We start from the raw sequence: 19,897 nt of genomic DNA on the forward strand, positions 1-19,897 counted from the left end.
GTCGGCCTGCGTCCAGCGGGCGGTCTTCACCGAGCGGCCGGGCTTGGGCCAGAGCACCGCCTGCTGCTCCTCCCCGGTGAGGACGCCGTCCGCGCACGCGGCGAGGAACTCCGGATCGGAGAGCAGCCGGAGCACCAGCTTGGCCGGGTCGACCAGGGGCCAGCACTCCTTGACCACCGCCTTGACCGCGGAGTTGCGGGCCACCGCGTCCTGCACCCGGTCGTCCGGGGCCTCGCCGCCCTGCTCCATCTTCAGCAGCACGGCGTGGGAGATCCGCTGCGGGAGGGCGTCCCGGGCGGCGCCGTAGCGGATCTCCCGGCCCTTCAACTCCTCGATGATCTCGACCAGTTCGTAGGCGGGTACACGCCAGCGCCGGGAGCCGCGGACCACCACGCAGGGCTCGGTGGGCAGCGTGATGCCGGACCGGACCGCCCGCCGCAGCACCTCGGCCATCCGGGCGTCGCCCTTCAGCCGGGCCGCCTCGGCGCCGTCCTCGCCCCTCACCTCGACGTGCGCGACCAGCTGCTGCACGGTGGCCTGCGCGACGTCCAGCTCGCCCAGGGCGGGCAGCACCTGCTCGATGTAGGAGAGGAAGGCGTTGTTCGGGCCGATCACCAGGGTGCCGGTGCGGGCCAGCCGCTCGCGGTGGGCGTACAGCAGGTACGCCACGCGGTGCAGGCCGACGGCGGTCTTCCCGGTGCCGGGGGCGCCCTGGACGCAGACGGTGCCGGAGACGTCGGCGCGGACGATCTCGTCCTGCTCGGGCTGGATGGTGGCGACGATGTCGCGCATCGGGCCGACACGGGGCTTCTCGATCTCGGCCGCCAGCAGGGCCGAGGCGGAGTCGGACTCGGCCGGGTCGGTGAGGTGCTCGTCCTCGTACGCGGTCAGCTCGCCGCCGGTGTAGCCGAACCGGCGGCGGCGCTCGACGTCCATCGGCTCGGTCCGGCTGGCCCGGTAGAACGGCTGGGAGACCGGCGCGCGCCAGTCGATCACCATCGGGTCGCCGTCGGCGTCGTGGACGTGCCGGCGGCCGATGTAGAAGCTCTCTCCGCCGGAGCCCTCCGAGAGCTCCTCACTGATCGCGTGCAGGTAGTCGAGGCGGCCGAAGAACAGCGGGGTGTGCGAGAGGTCGGCCAGGGCGGCGATCCGGGCCTCGATCTGGTTCTGCAGCACGACGGCGGTGACCCAGGTGCCGGTGACGTCGCGGATGTCGAGCGACTGGACGTCCTCGCGCATGGCGCGCAGTGCGGCCCGGGAGGCGGCGAGGTGGTCGCGTTCGCGCTGGAGGGGGTCGGTGGTGGGGGTGGCAGGCACAGCGAACCTTCCCGGCTGCCCCGGAGGCGGGCGCAGCGGATCGTAGGAGCTCACGGTGGATACAGCCGGCCGGTTGCCGAGCGGTCGGCGCCTCCCCCGGCTGCCTGCGCGACTCAGCAGGTACCACGGTTCGGGAGGGGGCAGGCGAACGATCTTAGACCCGGCGGGGTCAGGGTTCCAGCCCGGATGCCTCAGGGGCCGCCGTACACCCGGAGGACGACCTCCGTCCCGGCGGATACGGCCTTTGGGGTGATGTCCGTGGCGCGTCGGGTGCCTACGGTGGAGACATGAGCACACAGAAGACCACCCCCACCGCCCCGGCCGGCGCCACCGCCGTGCCCGGCCACCGCCGCAACCCGCTGCTCACCGCCGTCCGCAACGTCGGGATCGCCCTCGACACCGCCGCGCGCGTGGTGTTCCTCGGGCGCGACGGTGTCGGGTACTGACGTCCGTTCCGGCAGGGCCTACAGGACGTCGTCCGCGTCGATGATGCGGTAGGCGTAGCCCTGCTCGGCCAGGAAGCGCTGCCGGTGGGCGGCGAAGTCCTGGTCGACGGTGTCGCGGGCCACCACCGAGTAGAAGTGGGCCGCATGGCCGTCCGCCTTGGGGCGCAGCACGCGACCGAGGCGCTGGGCCTCCTCCTGGCGGGAGCCGAACGTCCCGGAGACCTGGATGGCGACGGTCGCCTCGGGCAGGTCGATCGAGAAGTTGGCGACCTTGGAGACCACCAGGACGCTGATCTCCTTGGCGCGGAACGCGTCGAACAGCTTCTCGCGCTGGGCGTTGCTGGTCTCGCCCTTGATCACCGGGGCGTCCAGGACCTCGCCGAGTTCGTCCAGCTGGTCGATGTACTGGCCGATGATCAGCGTCTGGTCCTTCTCGTGCTTCCTGACCAGCGCCTCGACCACCCGCCGCTTGGTGGCGGTGGTGGCGCAGAAGCGGTAGCGCTCCTCGGGCTCGGCGGTCGCGTAGGCGAGCCGCTCGGAGTCGGTCAGGGTGACCCGGACCTCGCAGCAGTCGGCGGGCGCGATGTAGCCCTGCGCCTCGATCTCCTTCCACGGGGCGTCGAAGCGCTTCGGGCCGATGAGCGAGAAGACGTCGCCCTCCCGGCCGTCCTCGCGGACCAGGGTGGCGGTCAGGCCGAGCCGGCGGCGGGCCTGCAGGTCGGCCGTGAACTTGAACACCGGTGCGGGCAGCAGGTGCACCTCGTCGTAGACCACCAGGCCCCAGTTGCGGGCGTCGAAGAGTTCCAGGTGGGCGTAGACGCCCTTCCGCTTGGTGGTCATCACCTGGTAGGTGGCGATGGTGACCGGGCGGATCTCCTTCTTCGTCCCGCTGTACTCGCCGATCTCGTCCTCGGTCAGCGAGGTGCGCTTGACCAGCTCGTGCTTCCACTGCCGGGCCGAGACGGTGTTGGTGACCAGGATCAGCGTGGTCGACTTGGCCTCGGCCATGGCGGCGGCGCCGACCAGCGTCTTGCCGGCGCCGCAGGGCAGCACGACCACGCCCGAGCCGCCGTGCCAGAAGCCCTCGACGGCCTGGGCCTGGTACGGGCGCAGCTGCCAGCCGTTCTGGTCCAGCTCGATCGGGTGCGCCTCGCCGTCCACGTAGCCGGCGAAGTCCTCGGCGGGCCAGCCGAGTTTGAGCAGCACCTGCTTGATCTGGCCACGCTCGGACGGGTGGACGACGACGGTGTCCGGGTCCACCCGGGCGCCGACCAGCGGGGCGATCTTCTTGGAGCGCAGCACCTCCTCCAGCACCGGACGGTCGGTGGTGGTGAGCACCAGGCCGTGGGTGGGGTGCTTGCTGAGCCGGAGCCGCCCGTAGCGCGCCATGGTGTCGGCCACGTCGACCAGCAGCGCGTGCGGCACCGGGTAGCGCGAGTACGTCACCAGGGCGTCGACCACCTGCTCGGCGTCGTGGCCGGCGGCGCGCGCGTTCCACAGCCCGAGCGGGGTCACCCGGTAGGTGTGCACGTGTTCGGGCGCGCGTTCCAGCTCGGCGAACGGCGCGATCGCACGGCGGCAGTCGGAGGCCTTGGGGTGGTCGATCTCCAGGAGAAGAGTTTTGTCGCTCTGGACGATGAGCGGTCCGTCGTTCACGCGGGGGAGCCCTCCACTGGCTGGCAGGTCTGTCGGGACGCAGACCCTCCAGTGTCGCGCATCCGACGGGGAAGCCGGGAGGCTACTTCCATTCGTAGAGCTTGCCGGTGGACTTGCCCTCGGCGTCGGTGTCGAACTCGAAGAGGCCCGCCACGCCGTTCAGGCGTTCCAGCTGCGGGGCGGTGGTGGAGAAGAACAGCGACCCGCGGAAGCTGGTGCCGCCGTTCTCGGTGAAGTGGCCGACGCCGGCGCCGTGCCAGGTGACGCTCTGGCCGTCGGCGGTCATGTCGACGCCCTGGCCCTCGCCGTAGAGGCTGCCGTCGGGCCGAAGTTCGGACTCGTAGGTGCCGATGCCCTGGACCTCGATGCCGAAGTAGCTGCCGCTGCCCCGGAACGAGACCTCGACCGTGACGTGGCCGTCGCCGGCGTCGAGGACGCGCCGACCGGTCTCCTGGCCCTCGGTGTCGCCTATGTGATCGCCGAGCATGATGACTCCTTTCGGACTCCCCCCTGCCGGACTCCCCCTCTCTTCCGGACTACGCCGGGGTGCCGGGCCCGTCAAACGGAGGGCGGTGACCGGTGCGGAGGCCGCTCGTTAGAGCAGGTCATGAACAAGCCGAAGCGTGTCCTCACCGCTCTCGCCCTCGCCGGCACCGCCTTCGCCGCGACCGCCTCCTCCGCCGGTTCCGCGTACGCCCTCGCGGGCGTGGGGGAGGGCCCGGGCGGGCTGCTGGCGTCCCCCGCCTTCCTGCTCGCGGACCTGACCGGCGCGGGAAACCTGCCGGTCGGCCAGGGCCAGATCGGCACGCTGGCGGACCAGGCGGTCAAGGAGAAGATGAAGGAGGCCCAGGGCGGGCACTGATCCCGTGCCGGCTCCTCCGCCGACGCGGGCCCCCGCCGGCGCGGCTCCTCCGGGCGCGGCTCCTAGGGGCGGCGGCTACTCCTCCAGCTCGGCCACGCCGGTGATCCGGTGCAGGGCGAAGGTGCGGAGCTCGTCCGCGTGGTGGTCGAAGGCGGTGACGAAGCCGCCTTCGACCTTGACCGGGTCGATGATCCGCTGGCTGGCGAGCCCCTCGGCGTTGAGGTAGCCGATCCACATCCGCTCGCCGAGCAGGACGGCGGTCTGCAGCGCGGCCAGCGTCTCGGCGGCCGGGGTGCGCGGGAGGTGGCGCGGGTCGGTTGTCGGCTCGCGGCGGACCGCGGTGGCGGCGCGGTCGCCCGCCCGGATGGCCTTGACGGCCGCCGCGAGCAGGGTGTCGTCGGGGGTGGGCGGGCCGTCGGGGACGGGGACGGGGGCCGCGCGCGGCGGGGTGCGGTGGCTGTCCGGCCGGGTGATCAGGACGTCGCCCTCGGCGGACTCGGCCGCGGGCGCGTAGCCCATGGTGCGCAGGGCGGCGAGCAGCACATCGGGCGCGGCCTGGGCGGCGAGGACGGTGGGGGCGAGCAGGCGCAGCCGCAGGTCGGCGGAGCGTCGGTCGGCCAGCACCTCGCCGAGCAGCTGCGGGTCGTCGCAGCGCAGGTACGAGGAAGCGGCGCCGACCCGCAGGATGCCGTGCCGGCGGGCCACGTCGTCGATCAGGTAGGCGAGCGGCTGCGGGACGGGCGTGCGCGAGTGCTGCTCCAGGAAGGACTGCAGGTCGGCGGCGGTGCGGCCGGCGTCCAGGGCGCGGCGGACCGACTCGGGCGTGAACCGGTAGACGGTGGCGCCGCCCTTGGACTCGATGTCGGCGCAGAGCGCGAGCGCCTGGGCGAGCGGGGTGAGCAGCGGGCCGGGCGCGATCGCGGTGAGGTCCGGCTGCAGGATGACGTGGTCCAGCGGCTGCGGCAGCAGCGGGGCCAGCACCTCGGCCGGGTCGGCCTCGGCGGTGAGCAGTGCGCGGGCGGGGGCGGAGAGGGCGCCGCGGCCGGTGACGCCGAGCAGTTCGGCCTCGGCGAGGGTCCAGGCGGTGAGCTCGTCCCGCAGGTCGCGGGGGTGCCCGGTGGCCGGGTCCTGGCCGGTGGCCGGGCCGCCGCGCAGCGGGCGCTGCCAGCGCAGGGTGGGCAGCAGCTCGTCGGCGGTGGGGGCGGTGCCGGGCGGCAGTTCGGCGAGCAGGGCCAGGGTGCCGCGGCGGACGGACGGGGCGAGCGTGCGGTCCAGTTCGGGGCCGAGCGGGGCGCGCGCCTTGCCCTTGGCGTCCGCGGTGCCGGTCAGGGCGGACACCCGGGTGGCGGCGAGCCAGCTCTCGGCCAGCAGCACCCAGCGGTCGGCGGTGTCCTGCTGCAGCCAGCCGTCGTACGCCGGGGTGGGCGCCCAGCGCTCGTCGGCCTCGCCGTCCGGGGCCAGCAGGCCCGCGGTGTGGGCGAGTTCGAGCCAGAAGGCGGCCTGCTGCTCGGTGGTCTCCAGGGCCTGCGCGGTGCGCTTGAGGTCGCGCACGCCGAGGCCGCCGGCGCGCAGGGTGGGCGGCGGGTTGAGGCCCCAGAGGTCGAGCAGCTCCTCGACGGTCCGGACGGCGGTGTGGGCCTGCCCGGCGGCGGCCCGGTCCACCACCTGGGGATCGCGCGGGGCGGAGGCCGGGGCGGGCTCGGGCTGGACCGGCTCGACCTCGCGGTGGGTGCGGCCGCCGCGCAGGTGCAGGGCCAGTTCGCGGGGCAGTACGACGCTGCCGGGGCTGCTGGGCAGCAGCAGGCCGCGGGCCAGCAGCCATTCGACCGGGCTCTGCGCGTCCTCGGCGGTGACCGGGCGGGTGGCGTCCGGGACGGTGCCGGTGGGCGGCCCCCAGACCAGCCGGTCCAGCAGGCGCAGCGCCGGTTCGGGGGCGGTGGCGAGCAGCGCGTCGCAGCGGGCGCGGTCGGTGAGCAGCGCGGTGAGCGCGGCGACGGCGGTGACCGGGTCCGGGGTGGCGGGCTGCCCGGCGGAGGCGAGGAGTTGCTGCAGCCGGGCCGGGGACATGCCGGTGGTGGCGTCGGCGAACGTCGGGCCGAGGCCGGTCCGGCCCGGGTTGGCGGCGGTCGGCGCGAGTGCCTCGCGGGCGGCGATGACCAGGCGCAGCCCGTTGTCCGGGCCCCAGAGCAGGGCGCGGTCGCGCAGGGTGACGAGCGCCCGGGGGAGGGCGGCGGCGACGGCGGACCGGTCGGCCGGGGTCAGCGGGGTCGCGCCCGGGTGCGGCTTGACCTTGGCCGGGCCGCTGAGCAGCGACTTGACGGCGGCGGGGGTGGCGCCGTCCGGGGCGGCCGCCAGCGCCTCGGCGACCTGCAGGGTGAACCGGTCGAGCCGCTCCAGGGCGCGCAGCGCGGACGCGCGGGAGGAGAGCCGGGCGGCGAGCTGGGTGAGGTCGCCGGGGACGGGGTTGAGCAGGTCGGGGCGGGACCGGAGCAGGGCGGCGAGGTCGTCGTCCGCGCGGCCGCGGAGCTCCTCGGCGAGGGTGCGGGGGCCGGCGGGCGCCTTGCCGGAGCGTTGGGGGCCCTGCTGTGTGGTCATTCGACCTAGGTTAGTCGGGAGGACGGACGGTGGGGACCGGTCGGCGTGGCCCCGATTCCGGTGGGTACCGTCTGACCGGCGGCCTCACGGGGGCCGCTGCGGCACGGGTGAGGCGGGGTGTTGGGCGATGGCGGACGGCGAGTGGTGGCGCAAGCGGGGGCCGTGGAGCGGGCCGTCGGGGGGTGAGGCCTCCGGGGGGCCGGGACGCCCGGAGGCTTCGGGGGGTGGCGGGGCTCCGGAGGCTTCGGCGGGCGCCGGGGACGAGGACAGCGTGTACGCGGGGGGCGGGGCTCCGGTGCCGCCGCGTCCCTCCGCGCCGCCGTCCGTTCCGGCGGAGCCGCCGGCGTCCGGTGCCTCCGGTGCCTCCGGTGCGTCCGGGACCGCCGGGCCGTCCGGGCCGCGTCGGCCGGCGCGGGCCGCGGACGAGGCGGGCTCGCCCTGGGTCGCGCAGCCGGTCGCGGACGCGGACCCGGACCAGGACGGCGACCCGGAGGCCGTGCCGGCGCCGTACATGTCCGTCAACGCCAACGGCTGGATGGTCAGGCTCGACTTCTCGGACGGCCCGGCCCCGGAGACCAGGCCGGTCCCCGGGCAGCGGGCCGGGGAGCAGGCGGAGACCGCCCGTCCGGCCGAACCCGCCCGGGCCGCCGCGCCGGCGGAGCCCGCGACGGCTGCGGGTCCGGCGAGGAAGGCCCGCAGACGGGCGAAGGCCGCGGCGAAGGCCGCGGCGAAAGCCGCCGACGCTCCCGCGAAGCAGGGCGCGCTCTCCGGCCGCCGGCCGTCCCCGCTGCTCCTGCTCTCCTGCGGCCTGCTCGTCGGAGGCGCCGTCACCGGCTTCTTCCCGGCCATGCTGGCGGGCTGGGGCCTCGGCTACCTGTCCCGCCGGCTGAGCGACTTCATGCGCAAGTTCGTGATCCTGGGCATCCCGCTGATCACCATGAGCGCGACCACCTTCCTCGCCATGCAGCATGCCGGGAACGGCCAGGGCGGCGGCCTCCAGCCGGGCTCCCAGCTGGGGCAGATGACCTGGTCGGCGGCGCCGGGCGTGCTGCGCGTCTCGGCGGCCCTGTCGGCGCTCGTCCTGCTGGCCATCGCCCTCAAGCGGCGTCCCGTGCCGGAGGGTTGAGCAACGCGTCCGGGGCAGCCGGCGGCTTCCGTGGCCGGCCGTCGCCGGTCAGCCGTCGGCGATGGTGACCCGGCGGCCGAACGTCTCAGGGGCGCCGAGGTGCCCGACGATCCAGGCGGCGAGGGTGGCCCGCGAGGCGGTGCCGGCGCCGGGCAGCGGGTGGTCGTAGGCGACGCGCGGGGCCGCTGCGGGCGGGCCGTCCTTGAGCATCGGCGCGCGGACGACCGTCCAGGCCGTGCCGGAGGCGGCGAGCACCGCCTCCATCCGGGCCAGGTCGCGGTGGATCTCCCGGTAGAGCCGGTCCACCACCAGTCGGGTCACCACCCGCTGGGCGAACGGGAGATGGCCGGTCTCCAGCCCTGCCGAGGACATCGCGACCAGGTGCCGCACCCCGCCGGCCTCCGCGGCGGCCACCAGCTCCCGTGCGCCGTCCGAGAAGACGGTGGTGGCGGACCGGCCGGTCGTGCCGAGCGTGGAGACCACCGCGTCCTGCCCGGCCAGCGGTTCGTGCAGGGAGCCGGGGTGGTGGACGTCGGCCCGTGCGGTGAGCGGGGTGCCGTGGGCGAACTCCGGTAGCCGGGAGGGCGTGCGGGCGACCGCGGTGACGGTGTGCCCGGCGGCCAGGGCGAGGTCGACGACCAGGCGGCCGGTGCGGCCGGCGGCGCCGACGACGGCGATCTTCATCAAGTCCTCCTTGCGGTCCTGCGTGCGGTCCCAGGGCGCCTGCCGGGCCCTGCGAACGCTTGCCGATTCATTCAGACAGGCTGTATGACTGAATCCAGTGAACCACACCACCGAGCTCAAGGGAGCGAACAGCCATGGGAGTTCAGTACCCCGACCTGGCCGGCAAGGTCGTCGTGATCACCGGAGGCAGCCGCGGCATCGGCGCCGAGACCGCCCGGTCGTTCGCCCGGCAGGGGGCCTCGGTCGCCGTCCTCGGCCGCGACGCGGCGGCCCTGGACGCCGTCGCCGGGGAGCTGCGGTCCGCCGCCGACACGTCCGCCGCCGACGCGACCGCCGCCGGGGCGCTCGGCCTGGTCGCCGACTGCACCGACGCCGCGGCGCTCGCCCGGGCGGCGGCCCGGATCGAGGCGGAGCTCGGTCCGGTCGACGTCCTCGCGGCGTTCGCCGGCGGCGACGGCTACCCCGTGCCGACCGTCCGGGAGACCGAGGAGCACTGGCGTTCCGTGCTGGACGCCAACCTGACCGCCACCTTCCTCACCGTCCAGGCCTTCCTGCCGGGCCTGGTCGAGCGCGGCAGCGGCTCGGTGATCACCATGGCGTCCACGGCCGGCCGGCTGCCCAGCGGCTCCTCGGCCGCGTACGCGGCCGCGAAGGCCGGGGTGCTGATGTACTCCCGGCACCTGGCCCTGGAGTTGGCGGGCGCGGGCGTCCGGGTCAACGCGATCGCGCCGGGCGCGGTCCGGACCGAGCGGACGGCCGCCCTCATGCCGCCCGAGGTGCAGGCCGCGGTCGCCGCCGCCCACCCGCTGGGGCGGCTCGGCGAGCCCGGGGACGTCGCGGCGGCCACGCTCTTCCTGGCCTCCGCCGGGTCCTCCTGGATCACCGGACAGACCCTGGACGTCAGCGGCGGGCGGGTCATCGTCTGACGCTCCCGCTCCCGCCCGGGACTCCCGTTCGGGTGATCGGGGATACTGCCTGTTCACGGGAGTCCGACCCCCGGCGCGACGGCGGCGGGGCGAGCGAGTGGAGGCGAGCGCGATGACCCCCCGGGCCTACCGGATGGGACAGCGGCAGGCGGACGTGGACGAGACGCGCGCGCGGATCACCGACGCGGCGCGCGCGCAGCTCGCCGGGACGGGAACGCTCTCGCTGGACGCGGTGGCCAAGCGGGCGGACGTCGCCCGGGCCACCGTCTACTACCAGTTCGGCTCGAAGACCGGCCTGCTGGAGGCGGTCTGTGACGCGCTCGCCGCCCAGGGCGGGATGGCGCGGCTCGCCGAGGCGTTCATCCACCCCGAGCCGTGGCCGGCGGTGGACCTCTTCGTCGAGGTGATGGGCGGCTTCTGGGCGGTGGACCGGGTCTGCACCCGCCGGCTGCGAGCGCTGGCCGCCCTGGACGAGGAGGTCGGCCGGGTGATCGGGGAGCGCGACGCCCGGCGTCGCGGGGGCGCCGAGGTCCTGGCCGCCCGGCTCGACGGCGCACCGGAGGACGCGGCGGCGCTGCTGTTCGTCCTCACCGGCTTCGAGACCTTCGACGCGCTGGCGGGCGAGGCCGTCGGCCCGGACGGGGACCTGCGGGCGGCCGTCCCGGCGGTGACCCGGCTGGTGCGGAGCGCACTGGGCGGGCCCGCCGCCTGAGCCCCCGGCCCGCTGCGCCGGCGGCGGGTGGGGCGGGCGGCTCAGGCCCGCTCGCGCTCGACCATCAGCGCGCGGAGCAGCCCCGGGAAGGCCTCGTCGAACTCCTCGCGGCGCAGGGCGTTCATCCGCGAGGTGCCCACGTAGTACTGCCGGATCAGCCCGGCCTCGCGCAGCACGTGGAAGTGGTGGGTGGCGGTGGACTTGCTGACCGGCAGCTCGATCGTGCCGCAGGCGAGGTCCTCGCCGGCCGCGTACAGCTCGCCGACGATCAGGCGGCGCACCGGGTCGACCACGGCCTCCAGGACCTGCTGCAGGCTGATCGTCCGCACGTCGGGGTGGGGCGGGACGCGGTCCTGCTGTCCGCTGCGCCGTGCTGCCGTCATGGGTCTCCGCCCTCCTCCTGGCCCGTCCCCGGACCGTCCGCGCTCATGGTACGGCAGCCATCGAAGTATGCCAGCGGTCGAAGTATGACGCTCATCGAAGTTTGACAGCTGACGTACTTTCGGCTTCAGTGGAGGCACGGCGGCGCTGATCCCGCGTCACCGACCAGGACCGGAGGGGGAACGACGATGGCCAGGACGGTGCGGTTCCACGAGCTCGGCGGGCCGGAGGTACTGCGGCTGGAGGACGTGCCGGTCGGCGAGCCCGGCCCCGGCGAGCTGCTGATCCGGGTGGACGCGATCGGCCTCAACCGGGCCGAGGTGATGTTCCGCAGCGGCGAGTACGTCCAGCCGGTCAAGGAGTTCCCGGCCCGTCTCGGCAGCGAGGCCGCGGGCGTGGTCGAGGCGGTCGGCCCGGACGTCACCGGCTTCGAGGCCGGCCAGGCGGTCAGCGTGGTGCCGGCCTTCTCGATGAACGACTACGGCGTCTACGCCGAGCGTGCCGTCGTCCCCGCGCGGGCGGTCGTCCACCGCCCGGACGGGCTGGACGCCATCGGCGGCGCGGCGGTCTGGATGCCGTACGTGACGGCGTACGGCGCGCTGGTCGAGATCGGCGGCATGCGGCCGGGCGACACGGTCGTGCTCACCGCCGCCTCCAGCAGTGTCGGCCTGGCCGCGATCCAGATCGCCAACCGGATCGGCGCCGTCCCCGTGGCCACCACCCGTACCCGGGCCAAGCGGGACGCCCTGCTCAAGGCCGGGGCCGCCGAGGTGATCGTCACCGAGGAGGAGGCGGTCACCGACCGCGTGCTCGGCCTCACCGGCGGCCGGGGCGCCGAGTTCGTCTTCGACGCCATCGCCGGCCCCGGCGTGGTGGACCTCGCCAAGGCGCTCGCCCCCGGCGGCACCCTGTTCGTCTACGGGCAGCTCAGCGGCCAGGAGACGCCGTTCCCGCCGATGTCGGTGGTGACCGGCCGGAACATGCGCAGCTTCACCCTGCACGAGACGACCACGGACCCGCAGCGGCTCCGCCGGGCCGAGGCCTTCGTCGCCTCCGGCCTGCGCAGCGGTGCCTTCGTCCCCGTGGTGGACCGGGTCTTCGGCCTGGACGAGATCGCCGACGCCCACCGCTACATGGAGGCCGGCAACCAGCTGGGCAAGATCGTGGTCACCGTCGAGCACTGACGGCGGTCCGGCCGGGGCGCCGGTCCGGTCGGGGGCACCGGTCAGCCCTGGCGGCGGACGCGCTGCTCGACGCCCGAGCGGATCTGGCGGCTGAGCACGCCGGCCGCGGCGGCCAGGAAGACGAAGTTGTACGTGATCTGCAGGGTCACCACCAGCCGGGGCGCCTGGCCGGCCGGGGTGATGTCGCCGTAGCCGACGGTCGACATGGTGACGATGGTGAAGTAGATCGCGTCCAGCCGGGTCTGCAGGCCGACGAACTCGTCGGGCTGGGCGCCGAGGACGTAGTACGTGGCGGCGAAGACGGTCAGCGCGAGGCAGATCAGGAAGACCAGCCAGAGCCCGGGGTTGCGGCCGGTGCCGCGCAGGATGTCGATGACCCGGGCCACCAGCAGGCTGCTCAGCACGACCAGCGCGGCCACGAAGACGAGCCAGCTGACCAGCGGGCGGCGCTCGCCGAGGTACCGCAGCGGCAGGGTGAAGTAGCCGGCCATCATCAGTCCGAAGGCGCACAGCAGCAGGCACCAGGCCCGCACGTCGGTGCGGTTCGGCGGCGGCGGCGCGGGCTGGTCGGCGGACATCCCGCCCAGCCTCCCCCCGCGGCGGGGCACGCCGCCCGCCGGAGTGCTCCGCCCGGGGGAGGCCGCGCGGCGGGTGGGCGGGCTGATCGTGCCTCAGGGCGAGGGCGGGGGCTCCTCCTTCGGGGCGATCGCCCGGGTCCGTGTGGCCGCCCCGCCCCGCCCCGCCCAGAGCCGGACTCCGGACACGACGAAGCCCCCGCCGTGGCCGGCGGGGGCTTCGTCGGAAGCGTGCGAGGCTCAGGCCGTGGTGGTCGGCCGGGAGGTCTCGGTGGCCTTGGTCACGTTGGTCGGGGTGACCGCCGGGCGCGCCTGCTCGGCGGCCGGCTGCTGCGGGGCGGCGGTGCTCTGCGCGGTGCCCTGGGCGGCCGCGTCGGCCGGGGCCTCGTCCTCGCGCAGCGCCTTGGTCTCCGCCTTGAGGATGCGCATCGACTTGCCGAGGCCGCGTGCCATCTCCGGCAGCTTCTTCGATCCGAACAGCAGGACAACGACAGCCAGCACCACCAGGAGGTGCCAGGGCTCAAGACCGTTCCGCAGCATCCCTGGCCACCGGTCCCTTCTCTTCTAGAGTCACAGGAGGGCAAAGCGCCCGACCTGGCCAGTATGCCTGGCCGCGGCGGCGAACGTATACACCGGCCGGGAAACGCTGGTCAAAAACCAGATGTTGTCCGGGCGGCCTGCCGGAGGTGGTCTGAACCACCCCGTGACCAGCGGTCCCTTGCTCAGTTCGCGTACCCGATGATCAGGACGCAGAACACCACCGCCACCAGGGCCACCCCGGCCGACAGCACCAGCAGCACCGGCGTCCGCGGCAGCGGCGCCCCCGCCCGCATCGCCGCCTCCACCCGGGCCCACCGCCGGTACGCCGTCACCCCGAGCAGCGCGCCGCCCAGCGAGCAGACCACGGCGAGGGCGATCCGCAGCGGCTCGGGGGCGACCCCGGGGGTGAGCTGGTCCACGGCGATGCCGCCCGCGAGCAGGCCGAGCGAGGTGCGGATCCAGGCCAGGAAGGTCCGCTCGTTGGCCAGCGAGAAGCGGTAGTCCGGCGCATCGCCGCCGCCCGGCGGCCCGTCCGGATCCGGCTCGGGGTCAGGATCCGGCTGCCGTCCCGGCTCCCGTTCCGACCGTGGCATCGGCCCTCCAGCTCCGCCCGGCATCGTCGTCCCAGGCCAGTCTCGCCGGGGCGGCCCGGCGGCGCAGCCCGGCCAATTCGGGTGCGGCCGCCGTCCGCCGTCCGGGACACTGCGGCGATGAGCCCAGAAACGCCCCGCACCGCGCAGGAGCGCGCCCTCCGGCACGTCGCCGACCGGTCCTCCGGACCGCCGCTCGACCCCGGCCTGCGCGTCACCCTCAACTTCCACCCCGACCGGGCCGCCGGCGACCGGCCGATCCTGGCGGCGCTCGCCGAGGGCGGCGTCTACCGCTCCCAGTTCGTCACCGGGACGAGCAACGGCGGCCTCACCGCCCACCCGGGCGGCGACCGCTGGCGCTGGGAGAGCCGGATCTTCGGCGGCGCGTACGACGGGGCCCCGGCCGAGCAGCGCCCGGTGTACGGGGCGCTCGACTTCCGCCGCAAGCCGCTCGGCGCGGCGCCGCGGTTCGGCTCGGCCCACTTCCGGCTGACCGCGCAGGCGCTCGCGCGGTCCACGTTCTGCTACCCCGACAGCTACCTCGAGCCCGCGGACTTCGGCGTCGCCGACCGGATGCCCCTGGTCGCGCTGGCCGAGGCCGACGACGCGGACGCCCTGGACGACTACATCGAGACCCAGGTGCACGGCGAGGTCCGGCTCGACCGGGACGTCGAGGCGCTGGTCCTCGACCCGAGCCACCGCGGCACGCCGGTCGAGGAGCAGGCCCGCCGCCTGCCCTGCCCGGTCGAGTGGCACCCCGGTGTGCGCCTCTCCACCGACGAGCTGCGCCGCCACCCGGACTACCGCGGCCCCGAGTACGTCGCGCTCGGCGTGGCCGTCGCCGAGGACGGCCACCTCGACCCGCGCATCCTCGGCGACGCGGTCCGCACCGGCCGGTACGACCCGCAGGACCTCAAGAAGGTCTGGCACTACCTCGCCCGCTTCGGCTCCCCGGCCTGAGCCGGGCACCGGCGGTCTGTCCGGCGGACCCTAGTCGCGGCGGGCCAGCAGGTAGCCGCGGCGGGTCTCGGCCTCCTCGGGGAGCGGTGCCCGCTCCAGCCGGGCCTCGACGGTGAACCCGGCGTCGGCCAGCAGGCCGGCGACGGCGTCCGGCTGCAGGAAGTGGAAGTCCACGTCCACCCGGTGGCCCCACCACTCGTCGAGCCGGCGGACCTCGGTGCCGATGTGGAACGAGACCAGCACGGTGCCGGACGGCCGCAGCACCCGTCGCAGCTCGGCGAAGGCGGGCGCCAGCTCGGCGGGGGCGAGGTGGATCACCGAGTAGAGCGCGACCGCGGCGGCGAACTCCCCGTCCGCCGCGGGCAGTCGGAGCAGGTCGCCCTCGCGGAACTCGGCGCCGGGGTGCTCGCGCCGGGCGAGCTCCACCATGGCCGGCGACAGGTCGATCCCGACCACCTCGGCCCCCTGCCCCGTCAGCCACCCGGCGACGTGGCCGGGCCCGCACCCGAGGTCGGCCACCGGCCCGCCCGCGGCCGCCTCCACCACCGCCCCGAGCAGGGCCCGGTCCACCGGCTTGTACGCCAGCTCGCCGCCGATCCGGTCGCGGTACTCCTGCGCGACGAGGTCGTAACTGTCCCGAACCCGCTTGTGGTCAGCCGTATGTGTCATGGCGGCAGCCTGCCACCGGGCGGGCCCCGGCGGGACCGGTTTTCCGCGGCCGGGGCCTTCCCGGCGGACGTGCGAGAGCCCCCGTCCGTCCGGACGGGGGCTCTTGATGACGCGCAAGCGGTGGGATCAGACGGTGGCGGCCTCGGTGGCCGGTTCGGCGGCGGGCCCGGCGGGGCGGGCCGGGAGGTGGGCCATCAGGCGGTAGGCGAGGACCGAACCGCCGATCGTGAAGACCAGGCCGACCACCGCGGCGACGTGCAGGCCGTCGGTGAAGGCGGTGCGGGCGGTGTCGAGCAGCTCGGTGCCGAGCCGGCCGGGCAGGTGGGCGGCGACGTTGACCGCGCCCCCGAGGGTGTCCTGGGCGGTGCGGGCGGCCTCGCCGTCCAGGCCGGCCGGGAGGGCGCCGTCGAGGCGGGAGCGGTAGACCGCGGCGCCGGCCGCGCCGAGCAGGGCGATGCCGAGCGAGCTGCCGAGCTCGACGGCGGTCTCGGAGGTGGCGGAGGCGGCACCGGCCCGCTCGACCGGGGCGGCGGAGACCACCATCTCGGCGGTGAGGGTCATGGTGCCGACGGTGCCGGCGGCCAGCACGCCCGCCGCGGTGAGGATCAGGGCGAGCGGGGAGTCGGCGCCGACCTGCGTCATCATCGCGAAGCCGGCCGCGCCGACCAGGAAGCCGCCGGCCATCAGCACCGCCGGGCGGACCTTGCCGGCGAGCGCCGAGCTGACGCCGATCGCGGCGCCGACGCCGACGCTGGGGACGAGCGCCCAGAGCGAGGCGGTCAGCGGGCTCATGTCCTTGACCAGCTGCAGGTACTGCGAGGTGAAGAGGGTGAAGCCCATCATCGCGAACATCGCGACCGTGTTGACGCTGATCGCCCCGCTGAAGGCGCGGATCCGGAACAGGCCCAGGTCGAGCAGCGGCGCGGCGGCGGTGCGCTGCCGCTGGACGAAGGCGCCGGCGAACAGCAGGCCGGCCGGGACGGCCAGTGCGGGGAGCAGGCTCCAGCCGTCGACGGCGAGCGTCTTCACGCCGTAGACCAGCGGCAGGATCGCGGCCAGCGAGAGGACGGCACCGGGCAGGTCGAAGCGGCCGCGCTGCGGGGAGCGGTACTCGGGCAGCAGGACGGGGGCGGTGACCAGCAGCAGGGCCATCACCGGAATGGCGATCAGGAAGGCCGAGCCCCACCAGAAGTGGTCCAGCAGCAGGCCGCCGACGACCGGGCCGAGGGTGGCACCCGCGGTGAGGACGCCGCCCCACGCGCTGAGCGCGACCTGCCGCTGCCTGGCGTCGTGGAACATGTTGCGGATCAGCGCGAGGGTCGAGGGCATCACGGTCGCCCCAGCGGCGCCGAGCACGGCCCGGGCGGCGATCAGCTGGCCGGCGCCGTCCGCGTAGGCGGCCAGCAGCGAGGCGCCCATGAAGCCGGTGGCGCCGATCATCAGCAGCCGGCGGCGGCCGATCCGGTCGCCGAGCGCGCCCATCGTGATGAGCAGCCCGGCCAGCAGGAACGAGTACATGTCCATGATCCACAGCTGCTCGGTGCCGCTCGGCGCCAGCGTCGTGGAGATGTACGGGACGGCGAAGAAGAGCACGCCCATGTCCATGGTCAGGACGAGGGTCGGGAGCAGGAGGACGGCGAGGCCGATCCATTCGCGACGGCCTGCGCGGCCGGTGGTTGCGGTCATGAGGAAGACGGTACGCACGTGTCAGACGCTTGTCTAGTACAAGCGTCTCAATCGATCGTGCGAGACGTTCGTGCAAGACAAACGTCCGGATCTTCCGTAGCATCGACGTCATGGGAAACCGCGAAGACCTGATGGCCGGCGCCAAGCGCTGCCTGTACGAGAAGGGCTACGGGCGCACCACCGCCCGGGACATCGCCACCGCCTCCGGGGTCAGCCTGGCCGCGATCGGCTACCACTTCGGCTCCAAGGAGGCGCTGCTCAACGCGGCGCTGATCGAGGCCACCGGGGACTGGGGCGAGGGACTGGTCACGGTGGTCGCGAGCGCGGCCTCGATGTCGGACGACCCGGAGGAGCGCTTCGTCGCGGTCTGGGACGGCGTGAAGGAGACCTTCGTCGAGCACCGGGGGCTCTGGGCGGCCCAGTTCGAGGCGGTCGTGCAGGTCGAGCACGCGCCCGAGCTGAGGCAGGCGCTCGCCGCGACGCAGAAGGAGGCCCGGCTCGGGCTCGCCGCGCTGTTCCAGGGGCTCGCCGAGGTGTCGGACACCGAGGAGGAGCTGGCCCGCGGCACGTTCTACCAGGCGCTGCTCGCCGGGATGGCGCTCCAGTGGATGGCCGCGCCGGAGCAGGCGCCCACCGGCAGGGACTTCCTGCAGGGGCTGCGGCTGGTCGGCGGCAGCGTGCTGAAGCCGGCCACCGCCTAGGGGCTGCCCGGCTGACCGGCCACCGCGTAGCCACCGGGCCGGGCGCGCGTCACGCGGTCACCGCCGTCAGCAGCACCACCGAGTCGACGTGGGCCAGCAGCCCGTGCCGTTCCTGCGGCACCGGGTGCAGCTGGCCCGCCGACAGCTCCTGGAGGTGGCCGGTGATGGTCAGCGAGACCCGGCCGCGCAGCACCTGGATCGAGGCGGCGGCCGGGGCGTTGTGCTCGTCCAGGGACGTCCCCGCGGTCAGCGCGATCACGGTCTGCCGCAGGACGCCGTCGTGCAGCACCAGATGGGCGCTACGCCCGTGCGGGCTCTCGGCGGCCCTGGCGGCGTGCTCCACGGCGAGCAGTTCGAGATCGACCATCGCGCGTCCTCCTGGACCGGCCTGCCGGGGCCGGGCGGTGACCCCTTCGGCCCAGCCTCGCGGACGCGGTCGGCTCCCGCACCCCGGAGCCGCGCGCCGGGCGGTGAGGCCCCGGTGAGGCCCTGCCGGGGCCCCGCCGGGCCTCCGCCAGGCCCTTGAAGAGGCCCCGGCGCCCGGCCCGGACCGCCCGGTCGGAGTCGCTCGGGGTGCGGGAGCCGCCGACTGCCCCGATGGTGGATGCATGGCGACCAACGAGAGTCTTCAGAACGGGTTCCAGGTCAACCGCTCGCTGCTGGCCGGCGGTGCGGTGCTCACGGGCATCGGTGCGGTGCTCGGTACGGCCGGGGCGATGATGGTGTTCGCGGCGCTGGCGACGGCCGGCCGCAACTGGATGCGCACGATGGACAAGCCTCCGACGGCCGTGGCGCACCGGGCGCTGCACGAGGCGAAGGTGGCATCGGCGGCGGGCTGGGACGCCTGGCGGCACGAGCACGCGTCCCCCAACTGACCGGATGACGGCGGGCCGCCGTGGGGGTGCGGCCCGCCGCCTTCCGTGCTCGCGGGGTCAGCCGGCCGGGGCCGTCACAGTCCGAGCGACTTGGCGACGATGCTGCGCATCACCTCGCTGGTGCCGCCGTAGATCCGGAACACCCGGTTGTCGGTGTAGAGGCGGGCGATCGGGTACTCCAGGATGTACCCGTAACCGCCGTGCAACTGCAGGCACTTGTCGATCACGCCGGACGCCGACTCGGTGCAGAACAGCTTCGCCGCCGCTGCGTCCGCGACCGTCAGCCCACCGTGCTGGTAGAGCTCCAGCGCGCGGTCGACCACGGACTGCTGGGCCACCACCTGGGCTTCGCAGTCGGCCAGCGTGAACTTGGTGTTCTGGAACTCGGCCACCGTCTTGCCGAAGACCTTGCGGTCCTTGACGTACTGCACGGCGAACCGGACGGCGGCCGCCGAGGCCGCGTACGCGCCGACCGCGATGGCCAGGCGCTCCTGCACCAGGTTGTGGGTCAGGTAGGAGAAGGCCATGCCCTCCTCGCCGAGCAGGTTCTCCACCGGCACCTTGACGTCGCTGAACGCCAGCTCGGCGGTGTCCGAGGTGCGCAGGCCGATCTTCTGCAGCTTGCGGCCGACGGTGTAGCCCTCGGAGGCGGTGTCCACGCAGAGGATCGAGAGGCCGGCCCGGCGGTTCTGCGGGTCGTACGGGGAGGTCCGGCAGATCACCAGGACCAGGTCGGCGAGCACGCCGCCGGTGATGAAGGTCTTGGCGCCGTTGAGGACGTAGTGGGTGCCGTCCCCGGAGAGCCGGGCGGTCGTGGTGATGCCCGCGAGGTCGGAGCCGGCGCCGGGCTCGGTCATCGCGATGGCGGTCATGATGTCACCGGAGACGAAACCGGGCAGCCAGCGCTGCTTCTGTTCCTCGTTCGCGTACTCCAGCAGGTACGGCAGCACCAGGCCGGTGTGCACGCCGGAGGAGCCGAAGCTGACCCCTGCCCGGGCGGTCTCCTCGGCGATGACCGCCTGGTACTTGAACCCGCTCTCGCCGGCGCCGCCGTACTCCTCCGGCACCTCGATGCCGTAGACGCCGAGCTCGCCGAGCTTGCGGTAGAAGTCGCGCGGCGGGTGGCCGTCGGTCTCCCAGCTCTCGTAGACCGGGACGACCTCGTGGGCGATGAAGTCCCGGATGGTCTCCCGGAAGGCCTCGTGGTCCTCGGTGAACACGGTGCGGCGCACGGCGGCGCTCCCTTCGGTGGTGCCCAGGTGATCGCCCCACAAGTTAATCCCGGGTAGCTTCCACTGTCCAGGGTCGGCGCTCCGGTGTCCTCGCGGCGGTCAAGCCCGGCGGGCCGGGCCTCGGGCCGCGCGAAGTGAATCCTTGCTAGCCTACGGACGGACACCGGCGGCGGGACGGGC

21 protein-coding genes and 1 pseudogene are annotated in these 19,897 nt (G+C 74.6%); 9 read left to right on the plus strand and 13 right to left on the minus strand.

All coding sequences use genetic code 11. The annotated features are described in order from the left end of the window. A pseudogene (locus tag ABZ885_RS05660) lies at positions 1-1,317 on the minus strand (AAA family ATPase); the annotation flags it as partial. 287 nt (positions 1,318-1,604) lie between these two features. On the opposite strand from ABZ885_RS05660, the gene ABZ885_RS05665 reads away from it, so the two are divergent. Further along, positions 1,605-1,763: a hypothetical protein gene (locus ABZ885_RS05665; protein ID WP_360183706.1), complete on the plus strand. Its 159-nt coding sequence runs from the start codon at positions 1,605-1,607 to the stop codon at positions 1,761-1,763. Positions 1,764-1,781: 18 nt separating this feature from the next. Here the strand turns inward: ABZ885_RS05665 and ABZ885_RS05670 are convergent, their stop codons facing one another. Continuing rightward, positions 1,782-3,419 carry a DNA repair helicase XPB gene (locus tag ABZ885_RS05670; protein ID WP_360183708.1) on the minus strand — a complete coding sequence of 546 codons (1,638 nt, stop codon included), beginning with the start codon at positions 3,417-3,419 and terminating at the stop codon, positions 1,782-1,784. An 82-nt stretch (positions 3,420-3,501) separates the two neighbouring features. After that, positions 3,502-3,906 (minus strand): hypothetical protein, encoded by a 405-nt coding sequence (locus ABZ885_RS05675; RefSeq protein WP_360183710.1) that lies wholly within the window; start codon positions 3,904-3,906, stop codon positions 3,502-3,504. 120 nt (positions 3,907-4,026) lie between these two features. Between ABZ885_RS05675 and ABZ885_RS05680 the strand changes: the two genes are divergently transcribed. Next, positions 4,027-4,281 (plus strand): hypothetical protein, encoded by a 255-nt coding sequence (locus tag ABZ885_RS05680; protein WP_360183712.1) that lies wholly within the window; start codon positions 4,027-4,029, stop codon positions 4,279-4,281. Positions 4,282-4,356: 75 nt separating this feature from the next. Here the strand turns inward: ABZ885_RS05680 and ABZ885_RS05685 are convergent, their stop codons facing one another. Continuing rightward, positions 4,357-6,876: a helicase C-terminal domain-containing protein gene (locus ABZ885_RS05685; RefSeq protein WP_360183714.1), complete on the minus strand. Its 2,520-nt coding sequence runs from the start codon at positions 6,874-6,876 to the stop codon at positions 4,357-4,359. A gap of 295 nt (positions 6,877-7,171) precedes the next feature. Between ABZ885_RS05685 and ABZ885_RS05690 the strand changes: the two genes are divergently transcribed. Further along, positions 7,172-8,002: a hypothetical protein gene (locus ABZ885_RS05690; RefSeq protein WP_360183716.1), complete on the plus strand. Its 831-nt coding sequence runs from the start codon at positions 7,172-7,174 to the stop codon at positions 8,000-8,002. A 48-nt stretch (positions 8,003-8,050) separates the two neighbouring features. On the opposite strand, the gene ABZ885_RS05695 is transcribed toward ABZ885_RS05690, so the two are convergent. Then, positions 8,051-8,686, minus strand: a complete 636-nt coding sequence (locus ABZ885_RS05695; protein ID WP_360183718.1) for an NAD(P)H-binding protein — start codon at positions 8,684-8,686, stop codon at positions 8,051-8,053. A gap of 134 nt (positions 8,687-8,820) precedes the next feature. Between ABZ885_RS05695 and ABZ885_RS05700 the strand changes: the two genes are divergently transcribed. Beyond that, positions 8,821-9,612 (plus strand): SDR family NAD(P)-dependent oxidoreductase, encoded by a 792-nt coding sequence (locus ABZ885_RS05700; protein WP_360183720.1) that lies wholly within the window; start codon positions 8,821-8,823, stop codon positions 9,610-9,612. A 112-nt stretch (positions 9,613-9,724) separates the two neighbouring features. Next, positions 9,725-10,324, plus strand: a complete 600-nt coding sequence (locus tag ABZ885_RS05705) for a helix-turn-helix domain-containing protein (RefSeq protein WP_360183722.1) — start codon at positions 9,725-9,727, stop codon at positions 10,322-10,324. A 41-nt stretch (positions 10,325-10,365) separates the two neighbouring features. On the opposite strand, the gene ABZ885_RS05710 is transcribed toward ABZ885_RS05705, so the two are convergent. Then, positions 10,366-10,707: a helix-turn-helix domain-containing protein gene (locus ABZ885_RS05710; RefSeq protein WP_360183724.1), complete on the minus strand. Its 342-nt coding sequence runs from the start codon at positions 10,705-10,707 to the stop codon at positions 10,366-10,368. A gap of 186 nt (positions 10,708-10,893) precedes the next feature. Between ABZ885_RS05710 and ABZ885_RS05715 the strand changes: the two genes are divergently transcribed. Beyond that, the gene (locus tag ABZ885_RS05715; RefSeq protein WP_360183726.1) at positions 10,894-11,889 is read left to right on the plus strand and encodes a zinc-dependent alcohol dehydrogenase family protein; all 996 of its coding nucleotides are present in this window, start codon (positions 10,894-10,896) and stop codon (positions 11,887-11,889) included. 41 nt (positions 11,890-11,930) lie between these two features. Here the strand turns inward: ABZ885_RS05715 and ABZ885_RS05720 are convergent, their stop codons facing one another. The 3 genes from ABZ885_RS05720 to ABZ885_RS05730 all read right to left on the minus strand — a co-directional run bounded on the left by ABZ885_RS05720 (position 11,931) and on the right by ABZ885_RS05730 (position 13,597). Continuing rightward, positions 11,931-12,467 carry a potassium channel family protein gene (locus ABZ885_RS05720; protein ID WP_360183728.1) on the minus strand — a complete coding sequence of 179 codons (537 nt, stop codon included), beginning with the start codon at positions 12,465-12,467 and terminating at the stop codon, positions 11,931-11,933. A gap of 237 nt (positions 12,468-12,704) precedes the next feature. Beyond that, a complete protein-coding gene (tatA, locus tag ABZ885_RS05725) occupies positions 12,705-13,004 on the minus strand; it encodes a Sec-independent protein translocase subunit TatA (RefSeq protein ID WP_360183730.1) in 300 nt (99 codons plus the stop codon). A 182-nt stretch (positions 13,005-13,186) separates the two neighbouring features. Continuing rightward, the gene (locus ABZ885_RS05730) at positions 13,187-13,597 is read right to left on the minus strand and encodes a DUF202 domain-containing protein (RefSeq protein ID WP_360183732.1); all 411 of its coding nucleotides are present in this window, start codon (positions 13,595-13,597) and stop codon (positions 13,187-13,189) included. A gap of 117 nt (positions 13,598-13,714) precedes the next feature. Between ABZ885_RS05730 and ABZ885_RS05735 the strand changes: the two genes are divergently transcribed. Beyond that, positions 13,715-14,554, plus strand: coding sequence for a DUF3626 domain-containing protein (locus tag ABZ885_RS05735; protein ID WP_360183734.1), 840 nt, complete (start codon positions 13,715-13,717; stop codon positions 14,552-14,554). A 30-nt stretch (positions 14,555-14,584) separates the two neighbouring features. Here ABZ885_RS05735 and ABZ885_RS05740 read toward each other — a convergent pair whose 3' ends face one another. Beyond that, positions 14,585-15,223: a class I SAM-dependent methyltransferase gene (locus ABZ885_RS05740; protein ID WP_360183736.1), complete on the minus strand. Its 639-nt coding sequence runs from the start codon at positions 15,221-15,223 to the stop codon at positions 14,585-14,587. Between the two features lie 126 nt (positions 15,224-15,349). After that, positions 15,350-16,909, minus strand: a complete 1,560-nt coding sequence (locus ABZ885_RS05745) for an MFS transporter (protein WP_360183738.1) — start codon at positions 16,907-16,909, stop codon at positions 15,350-15,352. A gap of 110 nt (positions 16,910-17,019) precedes the next feature. Between ABZ885_RS05745 and ABZ885_RS05750 the strand changes: the two genes are divergently transcribed. Further along, positions 17,020-17,610, plus strand: coding sequence for a TetR/AcrR family transcriptional regulator (locus tag ABZ885_RS05750; RefSeq protein ID WP_360183740.1), 591 nt, complete (start codon positions 17,020-17,022; stop codon positions 17,608-17,610). Positions 17,611-17,659: 49 nt separating this feature from the next. Here ABZ885_RS05750 and ABZ885_RS05755 read toward each other — a convergent pair whose 3' ends face one another. Beyond that, complete coding sequence (locus ABZ885_RS05755) at positions 17,660-17,977, minus strand: cupin (protein ID WP_360183742.1); 318 nt, start codon at positions 17,975-17,977, stop codon at positions 17,660-17,662. A gap of 241 nt (positions 17,978-18,218) precedes the next feature. On the opposite strand from ABZ885_RS05755, the gene ABZ885_RS05760 reads away from it, so the two are divergent. Further along, entirely contained in the window at positions 18,219-18,485 is a 267-nt protein-coding gene (locus ABZ885_RS05760) for a hypothetical protein (RefSeq protein ID WP_360183744.1), read from the plus strand. Between the two features lie 74 nt (positions 18,486-18,559). On the opposite strand, the gene ABZ885_RS05765 is transcribed toward ABZ885_RS05760, so the two are convergent. After that, the gene (locus tag ABZ885_RS05765) at positions 18,560-19,717 is read right to left on the minus strand and encodes an acyl-CoA dehydrogenase family protein (RefSeq protein ID WP_360183746.1); all 1,158 of its coding nucleotides are present in this window, start codon (positions 19,715-19,717) and stop codon (positions 18,560-18,562) included. Positions 19,718-19,897: the final 180 nt, after the last annotated feature.

The organism is Kitasatospora sp. NPDC047058 (assembly GCF_040643935.1).
GTDB lineage: Bacteria > Actinomycetota > Actinomycetes > Streptomycetales > Streptomycetaceae > Kitasatospora.